11 protein-coding genes and 3 pseudogenes are annotated in these 13250 nt (G+C 68.2%); 3 read left to right on the forward strand and 11 right to left on the reverse strand.

The window, feature by feature from the left end:
* From EES42_RS34665 to EES42_RS34685, 7 genes and pseudogenes are all read right to left on the reverse strand, one after another.
* Nucleotides 1-1168, reverse strand: a 1168-nt coding sequence (locus EES42_RS34665) for a site-specific integrase (protein ID WP_124722250.1), incomplete at its 3' end; no start/stop codon positions are given.
* Nucleotides 1063-2076, reverse strand: coding sequence for a bifunctional class I SAM-dependent methyltransferase/NUDIX hydrolase (locus EES42_RS34670; RefSeq protein ID WP_206433757.1), 1014 nt, complete (start codon nucleotides 2074-2076; stop codon nucleotides 1063-1065). The genes EES42_RS34665 and EES42_RS34670, both read right to left, overlap by 106 nt.
* A complete protein-coding gene (locus tag EES42_RS34675; protein WP_241196787.1) occupies nucleotides 2006-3172 on the reverse strand; it encodes a methyltransferase domain-containing protein in 1167 nt (388 codons plus the stop codon). The genes EES42_RS34670 and EES42_RS34675 overlap by 71 nt, the downstream gene beginning before the upstream one ends.
* 120 nt (nucleotides 3173-3292) lie before the next feature.
* Entirely contained in the window at nucleotides 3293-3799 is a 507-nt protein-coding gene (locus tag EES42_RS47670; protein WP_346775441.1) for an NUDIX hydrolase, read from the reverse strand.
* A gap of 21 nt (nucleotides 3800-3820) precedes the next feature.
* Nucleotides 3821-4180, reverse strand: a pseudogene (locus tag EES42_RS47675) (NUDIX hydrolase); the annotation flags it as partial.
* Nucleotides 4181-4195: 15 nt separating this feature from the next.
* The gene (locus EES42_RS47680) at nucleotides 4196-4771 is read right to left on the reverse strand and encodes an NUDIX hydrolase (RefSeq protein ID WP_346775437.1); all 576 of its coding nucleotides are present in this window, start codon (nucleotides 4769-4771) and stop codon (nucleotides 4196-4198) included.
* A gap of 95 nt (nucleotides 4772-4866) precedes the next feature.
* Nucleotides 4867-6729 (reverse strand): ABC transporter ATP-binding protein, encoded by a 1863-nt coding sequence (locus tag EES42_RS34685; RefSeq protein WP_124722580.1) that lies wholly within the window; start codon nucleotides 6727-6729, stop codon nucleotides 4867-4869.
* A gap of 695 nt (nucleotides 6730-7424) precedes the next feature.
* On the opposite strand from EES42_RS34685, the gene EES42_RS34690 reads away from it, so the two are divergent.
* The 3 genes and pseudogenes from EES42_RS34690 to EES42_RS34705 form a co-directional block, all read left to right on the forward strand.
* The gene (locus EES42_RS34690; RefSeq protein ID WP_124722251.1) at nucleotides 7425-7835 is read left to right on the forward strand and encodes a GFA family protein; all 411 of its coding nucleotides are present in this window, start codon (nucleotides 7425-7427) and stop codon (nucleotides 7833-7835) included.
* 768 nt (nucleotides 7836-8603) lie between these two features.
* A pseudogene (locus EES42_RS34700) lies at nucleotides 8604-8933 on the forward strand (phosphodiester glycosidase family protein); the annotation flags it as partial.
* A 36-nt stretch (nucleotides 8934-8969) separates the two neighbouring features.
* Nucleotides 8970-9216: pseudogene (locus EES42_RS34705) on the forward strand (esterase family protein); the annotation flags it as partial.
* A 162-nt stretch (nucleotides 9217-9378) separates the two neighbouring features.
* Here the strand turns inward: EES42_RS34705 and EES42_RS34710 are convergent.
* The 4 genes from EES42_RS34710 to EES42_RS34725 form a co-directional block, all read right to left on the reverse strand.
* Nucleotides 9379-9837: a CBS domain-containing protein gene (locus EES42_RS34710; RefSeq protein WP_124722252.1), complete on the reverse strand. Its 459-nt coding sequence runs from the start codon at nucleotides 9835-9837 to the stop codon at nucleotides 9379-9381.
* A gap of 123 nt (nucleotides 9838-9960) precedes the next feature.
* The gene (gene sbnA / locus EES42_RS34715; protein WP_124722581.1) at nucleotides 9961-10968 is read right to left on the reverse strand and encodes a 2,3-diaminopropionate biosynthesis protein SbnA; all 1008 of its coding nucleotides are present in this window, start codon (nucleotides 10966-10968) and stop codon (nucleotides 9961-9963) included.
* A gap of 210 nt (nucleotides 10969-11178) precedes the next feature.
* Nucleotides 11179-12249, reverse strand: coding sequence for a 2,3-diaminopropionate biosynthesis protein SbnB (gene sbnB / locus EES42_RS34720; protein WP_124722253.1), 1071 nt, complete (start codon nucleotides 12247-12249; stop codon nucleotides 11179-11181).
* The gene (locus tag EES42_RS34725) at nucleotides 12246-13250 is read right to left on the reverse strand and encodes a TauD/TfdA family dioxygenase (protein ID WP_124722254.1); all 1005 of its coding nucleotides are present in this window, start codon (nucleotides 13248-13250) and stop codon (nucleotides 12246-12248) included. Before EES42_RS34725 ends, sbnB begins: the two co-directional genes overlap by 4 nt.

Here is a 13250-nt window from a genome sequence, read left to right on the forward strand (position 1 = left end):
TGTGGCGCAGGTCGTGGATCCGGACCCTGCTCGGCATCTCCAGAGGCAGGCCGTACTCGGCGGCGATCCGTAGCGTCCGTACGTGGGCGGCGGCGAAGACCTGTTCCCAGCGCTGGCTGCTGATCATCCGCCCGTTGCGTCCGACGAACAGTGCCATCGGCTCCAGCCCGTGGTCGCCCTCGATGACCGTGATCCGTCGCAGCGGGGCCTTCATCGCCTTGACGGTGTAGGTCCGCCGGCGGCCCTCATGGATTCCGCTGACTTTCATCGTGCGCAGGTTGACGTCGTCGACGACGAAGAGCTCGTCGCGTTGGCGGTGCAGGTTCCGTGCGGCCTTGCGGATGCAGCTGGCGCGCTCGGTCCGCCGGTACCAGTCCAGGTCTCGCAGCATCGCGTCCTGGACCTCGACGGTCCTGGGCAGGCCGAATTTCGCGATCGCCTCCAGCTCGACCTCGCAGGCGGATCCGTCCCGACGCGCAGGACCGACCTCGATGTCGAACAAGGTGCTGAACTCGCGCAGGCGAAGACCGGTCGTGATGGCCAGGTTGCCCCCGCAGCTGTTCCGCAGCGCGTGCCCGGAGCGGAACGAGGGGTCGGCCGACCCGTCGGGCAGCAGTCCGCGAAGGCCCACCCGGTCCAGGAACCACCATTGCTCGAAGGTCAGATGGCGCACGTCCAGCTGGGTGGTCGAACCCCAGGACAGAATGTCCCTGCCGTTCTTCTTGCGGTAGTACGGGCGCCGATCGAGTACCTTCGCCTCGTCGACGGCCCAGTCGTAGAAGCGGTTGATCGTGGCCCGCCGGCGCTTCCACGTTGCCGGACCCATCGGTTCATCGCGGTACTCGGTGCAGTAGTCGCGGTAGGCGATCAGATCGTCCTCATCAGCCGACAAAACGTCGGCCGGCGGGTCCAACCTGGCCAGGAAGTCGTCCAGGTCGAGGAAGTCGTAGGCGTAGTCCTGCAGGGACTTCGCCTCAAGCGTCTTGGCCAGTTCGAAGAAGAACGAACAGTGAGGCTCCCTGGGCCGCATGTCCGGCCCGAGGAAGAACGGGGTGCCGTCCTTCAGGGCCTTGTCTCGGCTCGTGTACTGAGCTCCGTCCAGACCCATCTCGGGTATCGGCTCGTAGAAACGACGTACCTTGCTGCGTGACGTGAAGAAGTAGTCCATGGGTCCTTTGAGACATCGGGATCACCATGAACATAACTAACGCCCAGCTCAGAGGAAGTCTCGGCAGGAGCGAGGTGAGACATCCACGAACACTTTGCATAACCGCCGGGCAGTTCCCACATTCCCCGGGTCGAGCGGCCCAGCAGCACCCGCCCGTGTGCGTCGGTGACCACGACCGCGGCACCGAGGACCGCTTGCGGGGCGGGCCGCAGCTTCTCCTGTGCGCTGAAGGACCCGCCTGTGCCGCGCAGGACCAGCACCGCCAGGCCCGCCGCGTCGAACCGCTCGACGTTCTCGAACCCGTCGGTGAGGGCCGCGAGTTCATTCTCGTCCAGTGCGATGTGGCGCCGCTCTGACGAGGTGTTCTCCGTGATCGGCGTGATGACGACGAGCACGCCTTCCTCACGCAGCAGGGCGGCCAGACGGTGAAGCACTCTGGCACGATCGCGGACGAAGGCGATGGACAGCCGGAGGGTGATCAGGTCGTACCCGTCCTCGGCCAGGTCGGTCAGATCGTCGTGTTCCATATCCAGGCACAGCCAGCGCACCCCCTCCACGCCGGCATGCTCCGACCGAGCCCGCTCCAGGGCGCCTTCGGCGAAGTCGACGCCGTCGACGCTGTACCCGAGCGAGGCAAGGTACGCCGCCAGCTCGCCAGTGCCGGAGCAGGCATCCAGGGCGCGGCCGCCCTCGGGGCCGGCGCGTGCTTGACGAGCAAACTCCTTTCCTCGTCCCCGAGTCCTCGGAAGCCACGGCCCTCGCTGTAGTGCTCGGACCAGTCGGCCCGGGTGTATCCCACAGATCGCTCCTCGTTCGTGAAAAGGCGGGACGGTGCCATTACGGAATTTCGGCGGGGCCGTAAAGAGTGGCGGGCTGTTTTGTCTGCAGTGCCCGGTGCCGGTCGCCATATGGCCAATGCCACCATTCCGTCAGATGGTTGATCGTTCTGGGTTCTGAGAATTCGTTGGAGAGTGTGGTCCGGTTTGCTCTGGCCCTCGCTGAGATGTTGGCAGCGCCGGTGCAGCAGACGTTCTCGCTTTGCAGCGGCTCCGCGCGCAGCCACGACCCGCAGCCGGGGGCACCGATCACGAGGTTCTCGGCGCCGAAGTCCCGCACCGGGCCACCGAGGAGATGATCGGCCGCCAGCCACAGGCCCCGGTCGGTGTCCGCGGGCGGAGGCAGCATGCTCCGCTGCGTCCATGTGGCCGGCTCGGCGGTGATGCGCTGCCGGAACCCCTCGGTAGGCCAGATCTGTTCCAGGCCGTGGCCTGCCCGGTGGGCGAACTCCACGGCCCGCAGCTCGGCCTGGACATGACCATCGAGGGTGCGCTCGACGACGGCAAGGGCCGGCCACGAGGGCGAGACGCTGGTGACATGCACCAGCAGACGGCCCCCGGGCGCCAGTTGCTCGACGAGGGCGGGCGGCACACTTGCCACCGCGTACGACACGAAGATCCGGTCGAACGGTGCACGGGCCGGACAGCCCTCATCCCCCGCCCCGCACACCGCTTCCGGCCGGAAACCGAGGTCGGCCAGCCGTGCCGCGGCCGCCTGCGTGAGGTGCCGGTCCCGGTCGAGAGTGACCACCCCCTGGTCGCCGCAGACCTGGCAGGCCACCGCGGCCGTCACTCCCGCGCCCGTGCCGACATCCAGCACCCGCTGACGGGGCCGGAGATCCAGCTCGTCCAGCAGCGAGGCAGTCACGCCTGTCACCGTGGACACCGACGTGATCGACGCCCCCGACCGAGATCCGCGCGCCCGGCCGAGAAGCGGCTCCCCGTCGCGCTGGACGAGCACACTGGCCCCGCCGTACAGCACCTTCTGGAGTTCCTCACGGTCCTGCGGCACCTCCCAGTCCAGCAAGTCCCAGCGCCGCGGATTCTCGCCGTCCGCGGAACGCCGCATGTAGGACTGTGGCATCAGCACCTCGCGGCGCAGAACCAGCAGCGTCTCGCGCACGGGTCCGGGCCGGAGATCGCCCGATGCCTCAAGACGCGCCACCATCTCCTGCCGCGCTCCGGCACAGTCCGCCGTCCACAGTGCGTCATGCCGGGCCAACGGTGGTGGGGCAGGGCACTGTTCGGGCCAAGACCCGGACATCGGTTGCGGAGCTGTCATCGGTGCTCACCAGCCGGTCGCTGTGTAAAGGCGGCCATGGCCGATGCCGTCGATGGCCGCTCGGGTGTAGGGAACGATCTCGGCGGGGAGATCATCCGGACTCCACCACCGCCACTCCACACACCGGTCGGGCTCCAGGACCTGCGGGGTGCCGGACCAGGTGCGGGCCCGGAAGAAGACACCGATCCGGGGCCGCGCGGACGGTGAGTCGACCATGTGGACCAGGTGGACGAGTTCGACGTCCCCGGACTTGACGATCAGCCCGGCTTCTTCCTCGGCTTCCCGTGCCAGACAGCTGACCGCTTCCTCCCGCTCACAGTGCCCGGCCAAGAAGTGCCATTGGTTGGGTGCGTACTTCGAGTTGGGGTGGCGCCGGCCGAGGAGGATCCGACCCTGCTCGTCCTCGAGGTAGAGGTGGACACCCACGATGTGGAGCTCGGTTCCCTCCGGCGCCTCGTCTCGCAGCAGACTCACACTGGTCGGTGACCCGCCTGCCGGGGGATGCTCGGCCACGTGCCGGCGGATCAGGTCGCCGAGGTCGGGGCTCAGACGCAGCCGGTCCAGCATGCCGGGGGCGAACCACCGCAGCAACACGCCTTCCTGCAGGCCAACGGCGTCGGGATCACCGCTCCAGAGACCTGTGTAGACCTGGATGGGGACGGCGAGTCCGTCGAGGCTTGTCGCCTCCTCCACGGCGTACGGCGCCAGGTCCGCGACTTTCAGGCCGGGTGCTTCCTCGCCGAGCTCCCGCCGAATCGTCGCCTCCAGGCAGCGGTCACCCATTTCGCGGCCGCCGCCCATGAGCGCGAATGCCCCTGGCTGCCAAATGCCGTCACGCTGATCCCTCAGATGCAGCAGATAGCGACCGTGCCCGTCATGGACCAGAACGGATGCGTTGAGGGGGTGAGGCTACCCGTCGAGCCCATGGGCGGCCCCGGCATCCAGGAGCTTGGTGCGCAGCGTCGGGGACTTGACGTCGGCGAACGCAAGCCACTGGGCGCCGGAGACTTCCTCGTCCTGGAGCACGAGCGGCGGCGGCTGCCCGGCCGCGAGGTAGAAGACGAACCGGAAGTCGAAGTGCCGGTGGGCGGGTTCGCCCGTGTCCGGGTTGGCGGCGATGTCGTGGACGTCGATATCGACCGGCGCTCCGAGGAACTGCGGGGTCAGGCACAGATCCCCGGGGCGGATCCCGGTCTCCTCGCACCCTTCCCGCAGCGCCGCCGCCAGAAGCGTCCGGTCGTCCTCGACATGGCCGCCGGGGACGAGGAGCAGCCCAGTGCCCCTGTGGCCGATGTGCAGCACGCGTCGATCACGGTCGATGATGACCGCGCTGCAGGTGACGTGGCCGGGCAGCGTGGCACGACTGCACGGGTCGTCGATACTGTCCAGGACGGACAGCAACCCGGTCAGAGCCTCCCGCTCATCCGGATACCGGTCCAGATACGCCTCGGCGGTCGTACGAATGTGGGAACGGGTAGGTGGCACGTCATCACCTCGGGAGAGGGCGGGGTGGTCGAAAGAGCGCGGGGTGGTGGGCGAGTTCCTGCCGGCGCGGGCATCTGCGAGGGCACTGGGCCGGCTCATGTGCGTGTACCGTCCTTCTCGCCGTCCGGCTCGGCCGAGACCTGGTAGGACAGCAACTGCTGGAACAGCCCCGGCTGCTGGGCGAGCTGCTGGTAGGTGCCCTCCTGAACCACCCTGCCTTCATCGAGCACGACGATCCGGTCGGCCACCTGCACATTGGTGATGCGATGGGTCACCAGCAACACCACCCGGTCCCGGGCCAGGTCGCGCAGTCGCTGGAAAATCCGGAACTCCGCGCGCGGATCGAGATTCGCGGTCGGCTCGTCAAGAACCAGTAGCCCGGCCTCCCGGAAGAACGCCCTCGCCAGGGCGATGCGCTGCCACTGACCGCCGCTGAGCTCCTCCCCGTTGAGCCATTCACGGGCAAGGAGCGTGTCCAGCCCGGCACCGAGCCCGTCGACGACCTCATCGGCGCCGGAAGCCTCGCACGCCTCACGCACTGCCACGTCACCGCGAGCCGTGGGCTGCCCCAGGGTCACGTTCTCGCGTACGGTCAGCGGCCAGTGGGCGTAGTCCTGCGGAACCAGGGCCACCTGCTCCCACAGCGCCTGGGGGTCGGCGTCGCCGGTAGGTACGCCGTCCCATAGCACCTGCCCGTCGGTGGGCAGATACAGGCCGCTGACCAGCTTCGACAGAGTGGACTTTCCCGAGCCGTTGAATCCGACCAGAGCGGTGACCTCACCGCGGCGCAGGGTCAGCGACACGTCGGACAGCGCGTTGCCGTCCTTGCCCGAGTAACGGTGGGTGACCGATTTGATCTCGATCTTCTCCGGCGCCTCCGGACGGTGCGAACCTCGGCGCAGGCGGAACCCGCCAGCCTTGTCCAGGAATCCACTCCAGTCGTCCATGTACAGGCCGGTGCGCACGGCGCGCGCCCCGACGGCCACAAGCCCCCGGACCGACTGCCCGACCGTCTGAAGAGCGAAGACGGCCGTCCCCGCGTGCCCGACACTGATACGGCCGTTGGCCAGCAACCACACGACCGCCGACCACACCACCGCGGACCCCACGCCACCGCACAGCGCCCCGACCAGAGACATACGGGCACCCGTGTCGGCCGCGGCCCGGTCCTCACGGTTGATCCGGGCAACCGTCTGCCGGTACCGGCCGGACAGGAACGCGGCCATGGTGCCGGCACGGATCTGATCCGCAGCCTCCCTCGTGAAGATGTGCCACCGCAGCACCGACAGCATCCGGTTGTCACCGTTGCTGCGCAGATTCGCCAGGTACCGCACCCGGGCGGCACTGACCTGGGCCAGCGCCTGCGGAAGGCTGGCCGCCACCAGGAGCGGGAGGAGGACCCAGTGCACACCGGCCAGCACGACGGCACCGGCGAGGAAACTGGCACTCGACGCGATCAGGTCCTGGCCCTCGTCGATCAGATCCCCGGTGACCTGAGCCCCGCGATCGGCAGCCTCGCGGTCACGGTTGAAGTCGGGCTCGTCGTAGGCGCACAGCTCCACCCCGGCACAGCCGGTGAGCAGCATCTGCTCGGCCTCCCGCGACATCAGCGGGCCCAGCCGGGAGGACAACCAGCTGACAGTGATCCCGAGAAGCGCACGCACACCGGAGGCACCCGCCAGCAGCGCCACCGACGGCCACGCCTCCAGAAGCCGGTGGTAGACGTCCCCGCTGCTCAGCAGTGCCGTCAAGGTGCCGGCGATGGCGACCAGGCCCAGGGCCTGCATCACGCCGGCGACGGCCTGGCACAGCAGGAGCCCGATGGTCGCCCGCCGGTCGACCTGCCAGGCCAGAGCCAGTGAGCGACGCACCAACTGGGGCAGGCGCCGGGCCATGTCACGCATCCGGATGGAACGCCCGGCCGCTTCACGGCTGCCGGTCACATCGACGTACCGCATCTGCGGGGCGGAGACATCGGCCGCGGGCTCGGTCTTGGGGGAGGAGCCGCTCGTAGCACCTGCCGGCCGGCCGGGCGTCGTGGCTGCGCCGTTCCTGGAAGGGATGGTGCGCGGTCCTGGCACCTTGCGGGCTGATTCATCGGGCTCGCTCATGCGTCCCACCCCGTATCCGGGCCTGCTGCGGTACGGATGCTGTCGGAGTCGAGCGTGATCGGGCCGGGCCGTTCGATTTCGGGAGGCCGGTTCGTGGGGGCGGGGCTGGGGTGCATGGCGTCCTCCGTCTGGGCGTCGGTGTGGCACTGGTGCACTAAAAAACGTGGCTCACGGCTCGCCGTAACGGGTGACGGCGGAGGGGATTCTGGATTTTTGTGCGAATTCCGCCGTTCATGCCGAGCGCGCGGGGGCGGGGCATCTGAAACGTCTCCGTTCGATGGATGGTCACCCCTTCGGCCGTATCCGCCGCGGGTTTCCGGCCAACCTGAAACCCTTGCCGACCCGTGCAGCGACTGCGCCATCCAGTGGGCGCCACGCGGCGTCACGGGGGCGGCAATGGCCCGATTCTGTGCGGTCGCGCCTCGGCCGCGGAACGGGCGTGCCAGGCTGCCGACCCCGAGGCGCACTCACCCGCCCCGGACCCCGCCCCACTGCCGCCCGTGGCGAGCCGACACGCGCAACGACCCTGACGAGGAGCCCCCGTGCCGAACGACGAGACACCCGCCCAAGAGGTGTCCACCGGCGGATGCCTGTGCGGACACATCCGGTTCGAAGCGGCCGGAGAGCCCTACGACCCCCACGTATGCGCCTGTCCCCACTGCGCCCGCCTGTCCGGCGGACCGCTCATGGCCTGGGTCGGATTCCGTCGGACCGCCTTCAGCTGGACCGGACCCGGGACACCCCGCTCGTACCGGTCCTGGCCCACGATGGAGCGCTGGTCCTGCCCCGTGTGCAGCACGCCGCTCGGGGCGGCGGCCGACGGTGAGGAGTACCTCGGAATCTGTGTCTCGGCCCTGGACAATGTCTCCGAGATCACCCCCATCGGTCACAGCTTCCGCCACAACACCCCCGCGTGGCTTCCGCCCATCCCCTCCACCCAGGCTCCATCCTGAACACCCGCACTGCGAGCTTCCCCACGAGCGCCACTCCACGGCGGGACAGGTCACCCGCCCTGCCCCGTCAGGAGAGCAGACGGTTGTAGGGACGGCTGGCTGATGGCGGTAGTGGAGTCAATGGTCTGTTCTGCGCCGGGTGTACCGTCCGCGCCGTCTGTGTGCAGGAGCAGCAGCTGCACGGCGCACCGGTCGGTCCGCCACGACAGCCGGGCGACCAGGCCCGGAACGGCCGGGAGTTGCACGCGAATCCCCCGGAAGGAGACCCCGGCGAGCGGGTTGACGGAGTACTGACCGCTGTAGGCCATCTCCGCGGGCGGAATACGCCGACGCCGCTTCTCGTCGTGGGCGGTTGGCCGGCGTGCAGGCTCTTGGTCGAGTCCAGGACGGGCACCATGCTCCTCGGGGCCGACAGTGGCCTGCCGTCATCGGACTCGTGGATCGGGACGACGCGGTGACGCCGACGAAGCCGATCCCGACCGCGTGCCGAACCCGGCTCAGGCGCCCGACTGCTTGCCGCCGTCAAGGCCCTACCGGGCCGTGGCCCTCACCTGTACGCCTTCTTCGGCTGCGTGTACTACGCCGCCATGCGTCCGGCGGCGGAGGTCATCCACCTGCAGAAATCTCAGTGCCGCCTGCCAACGAGTGGCTGGGGACTTCTGAACTTGAAGGGCGGTGCGGTGACTGCAGGTAGCTGGACGAACGACGGCGCTGTCCATGAGATCCACTCCCTGAGACGGCGAGCAGCCAAGGCCACGCGGCCGGTTCCTGTCCCCCTCGGTGCCCGTGCAGCCCGGCAACGCGAGCTTCTATTACGGCTGGGTGCACAAGCGCAATCCACGCACGCTCGCCGGGGTGGACACCGTCGGCAGGACCGTGTTCGTCACCGCCGACGGACGCAGCACGGATGCGCTCGGGCTGAGCATTCCCGAGAGCGCCGCCGTGGCCAGGGCACTCGGCCTGCGCGACGCGGTCAACCTCGACGGCGGCGGGTCGACCACGATGGTGGTCGACGGAGAAGTGATCAACAACCCGTCCGACGCGGCCGGTGAACGCCCCGTAGGGGACGCACTGCTGATCCTGCCGGACCGGGGCTGACCCGGCTCGATCCGGAAACACCGGCGCCTCACGCCGATCCCCGTCTACCTGTCGTGCGGTGACGGCACCACCGGCCCCTTGGACCCGCCGGGCAGCACGAGCGCGCTGGAGGCGGACTTCAACAGGCAGAACCACGCTCTCGCGAGCGAGCTCGAACGCAGGGGCGCGGAAGCACGTGACCACCAACTTCTACGGACCGGGGACCCACGGCTGGCCGTACTGGCAGCGTGAGTTGCACTCCTCGCTACCGATGCTGCTCCAGGCCATGGAAGCCGACGGCTGAACGGCCGCGATCGTTCTGTACGACCACGCCGAAGAGTGGTGAGAACGGCTCGGATCCGGCACCCGACGAGTCCGGTCGGCACACCGACACGATGGACTCCATGGCCCCGTCGGACAGCACAGATCACACCCCGGGCCGGAGCCTGTGGGGGTCGGCGAGACCTCAGTCCCCGGACCGGCCGGACATCCCGGCGCTCGCGTACACGCGGCTCGCGAACTCGGCGATCTGTTCGTCGCTGAGGTTCTTCGCGAGATTTGCCTCCGTGATCATGCCGATCAGGCGGTGGCCACCCTGGACATCGATCACCGGCAACCGCTTGATCTGGTGTTCCTCCATGGTTGTCAGGACATCGCCCGCGTCCGCTTCGGCATCGATCCAGTGCACCCTGGCCATGAGTGATCCGGCCTGCACGGTTGCCGGGTCGATGCCCTCGGCGCAGCATTTTACGACGATGTCACGGTCGGTGATCAAGCCTGTGAGCCTGTTGTTGTCGCCGCAGATGGGTAGGCAACCGACGTTGAGATCGCGCATCATCTTCGCCGCGTCGAACAGCGACTGGTGCGCGCCGACACACTGCACGTCGCCGGACATGATGTCTCGCGCTCGCAGTTTCGCACCCATGGTTTCCTCCCGTTCCGACTGTGTTGCCTCCTCCGTCATCGATCACAACACGAATGGCTCAACACCGCTCCTCAAAAGCGTCGGCGATACAGGGATCCCGAGCGTCGCGCCCGGCCGACGGCCCTACCGTGTTGTCGGAGGAGGGGCGGCTGCCCAGGAATGGGCGGCCTCCTTGTCGGAGTCGAGCACGTCCTCACCATAGAGATCCTGCAGCCAGTTGGTCTGGTAGATGGTGTCGAGGTAGCGCTCGCCGAGGTCCGGGCCGACGGCCACTGCGGTGAGTTCGCTCGCGTCGTGCCGGGCCAGCCAGTCCGTTGCGCCACTGATTACCGTGCCGGTGGAGCCGCCGAACAGGAATCCGCGCCTGGCCAGACGATGGCAGGCACGTATGGTGTCCGCCTCCTCGACAAGAATCACCTCGTCGACATAGGACTCGTCGAGCAGCGGCGGGCGCATGCTCATGCCCAGGCCGGGAATCATCCGGGGGCCCGGCGAACCGCCGAAGGACACCGAGCCGACGCTGTCCACCGCGATGATCCGCACCGGTCGGTGCCATCCCCGGAAGTAGCGCGCACAGCCCATCAGGGTCCCGGTGGTGCCGGCTCCGACGAACAGCACGTCCAGCCGCGGGAACTGCCGGGCGACCTCCGGCGCGGTCGTACGGTAGTGCGCCTTCCAGTTGCTCGGATTGGTGTACTGGCTGAGCCACACATATCGGTCGTCGGAGGCGCACAACGCACGGAGGTAGTCGAGCCGGGCGCCGAGAAATCCGGAGTCTGCCCGCGGTTCGGCGAGCACGTGCACCTTGCTGCCCAACGCCTCCATCATCATTCTGTTCGACAGATTGCCGCGGGAGTCCGTCACACACAGGAACCGGTAGCCCTTGCTCGCCGCAATCACACTCAGCGCCACGCCGAGGTTTCCGGACGAGGACTCGACCAGGATCGATTCCGGTGTCAGGATTCCATCCCGCTCAGCGGCTTCCACCATCGCGGTCGCGGCCTTCAACTTGATCGAGCCGGCGAAGTTGAAGCCTTCACACTTCAGGAAGAGCGAATGCCCGAAGATCGACCGGAGGTCGACATAGAGGTTCTCTTCGTTGAAGCCGTAGGGAGTGGAAATGACGGGCACCATGGTCTCCTCTGTCTGGAGCAGGGCACTTTCGGAGTCGTCCGGCCGAGGGCGGGCTCCTCGCCTGTGCGGGCGAGACCGTGTCTCCAACCGGCGGGACAGGGCCCTGTGTCAGCGGCCGCTGTCTCGTGCGTCAGGACTTGCTGCGACGTGACTGGTGTGCTCTTCCGGGCTCAGCCTCGAAGGAGCCGCCTGCGACTCCCGGCCGGCTCATCCGTAGCGGCTCATTTCGTGGAAGAAGTCGTCGACGACGTGCAACTCTCCGGAGCGGGCCACTTCGGTGTACACGTACTTTCCCACCGCGAGGTCGAGCACCCCGAGGCCGAAGGGCGAGAACACCACCGGCCGGTCCGTCGGCACCTTTACCCGTCCCGCCATCACGTCGTCCAACGTGCCGTGCAGGAAGTCCCGGTTGCCCGTGAGTTGCTCGGCCAGATGCGGGGACGTGTCGGCCTTGAGGCAGTGCTCGACGTCATCGACGATGTTGGTCGAGGCGAGCAGGATCTCCGGCGCGAGGTCGCGCAGCGACACGTGCAGCACCAGCGGATTGTGTGCGAACCAGGACAGGTCACTGACGTGCGGCTGACCGGCGACCGTGGCGAAGACGACCAGGTCGCTGTTTCGGATCAACTGCTCGGCGCTGTCGTGCACGGTGATCCGGCCGACGGTCTCCGACTGCTCCAGGTAGCACCGGAAGCCTGCCGCGCTCTCGGCGGACAGGTCGTGTACGCCGATCTCGTCGAACGACCAGCCGGTGCCGGCCAGGAAGGTGTGGATGTAGCGGGCGATCAGACCCGCCCCGAAGAACCCGACACGTGTCGGTCGCGGCCGGTCGCGGCTGAGCCAGTCGGCCGCCGACGCCGCCGACGCGGCCGTCCGGGTGGCGCTGATGATCGAACTCTCCAGACAGGCGAACGGGTAGCCGGTGTCGGGATCGTTGAGGATCAGCACCGCCGACGCCCTGGGGATGCCTGCCGTCACGTTGTCCGGGAAGCTGGAGATCCACTTCAGGCCGTCCACCCGTGCCTTCCCGCCGATAGAGGCGGGCAGCGCGATGATCCGGGAGGACGGGCGGTCGGGGAAGCGCAGGAAGTACGACGGCGGGTTCACCGAATCACCGGCGCCGTGCGCCCGGTAGGTGGCCTCGACCAGTTCCGTGATCCGCTTCTCGCATCTGTGCAGCGTGCGTTGGACCTGGGCACCGGAGATCACCGCGAACGGTGGAACGGTGATCGGTGCGACCGTTGCGGGCTCTCTCGGGGTGGAATCGACGGTGGTCATCGCGTGGTCACCTTCACGGTCGGCGAGCAGTCTTCCAGACGCACCGGATCGGCCATGGCGACGAGCACCTCACGCGGTCCCTCGAAGGGCTCCCTGCTGTGCGCGGTGCGGACGTTGTCGACGACCATCAGGTCGCCGGCCTGCCACGGTTCGCGTGCGGTGTTCGCCTCGTAGACGCCGGTGATCAGCTGCACGACATCCTCGCCGATCGGGTCGCCGTTGCCGAAGCGGGTGTTGAACGGCAGCCCGTCGGCGCCGTAGACGTCCACCAGGTACTCGTGCACCTCGGGGGCCATTGTCCACTCGTTGAGGAACGCGATCTGGTTGAACCAGCAGCGTCGGCCGGTGACCGGATGGCGCACCACGGCGCTGCGGTGCTGTCTGGTACGTAGTCCACCATCGGGCTGCCACTCGAACATGATCGCGTTGGCGCGGCAGTAGCGCTCGACGGCGCCCCGGTCGTCGGTGCCGAATGCCTCGGCGACGGACGCGCCGATCTCGTCGTTGTAGCTTCGGGTGAGCAGCCAGCCCTCGCGCTCGAACCGCTCGGTCAACTCGGTGGGCAGTGCCCCGAGAACGGTCGGTGAATCGGCCACCGCGGTCGCCCCGCCGTCGGTGGGTGCGCTGAGACAGGCGAACATCATCAGGCCGGGGAACTCCAGCGTGTAGCTCAGTTCGTGGTGCATGCACATTGGCTGGTTCGGCGGCCACTTCGATGAGGAGTACACCCCGTCGGAGTAGGTCTGCCGGGGCGCGAATGCCTCCTGCTCGGTCATCAGACCGGTGGCCAGCTTCGAGAAGACGGCTGCGGTCTCGGCCGCGTCACGCAGCCCGAGGCCACGGACCAGGACCGAACCGTGTTCGGCGACGACTGCGCGCAGCGTCTCCCGGTGCTCGGCCGCCCAGGCGGGCGCGTCTCCGGTGGCCTCGGCCCTCAGGCGCGGGGGTTTGCCGGATTCCAGTTCCACGTCGACCAGCGACGCCGTGGATGTGGACGACAT

The sequence above is a fragment of the Streptomyces sp. ADI95-17 genome, from assembly GCF_003846175.1.
Taxonomy (GTDB): domain Bacteria; phylum Actinomycetota; class Actinomycetes; order Streptomycetales; family Streptomycetaceae; genus Streptomyces; species Streptomyces sanglieri.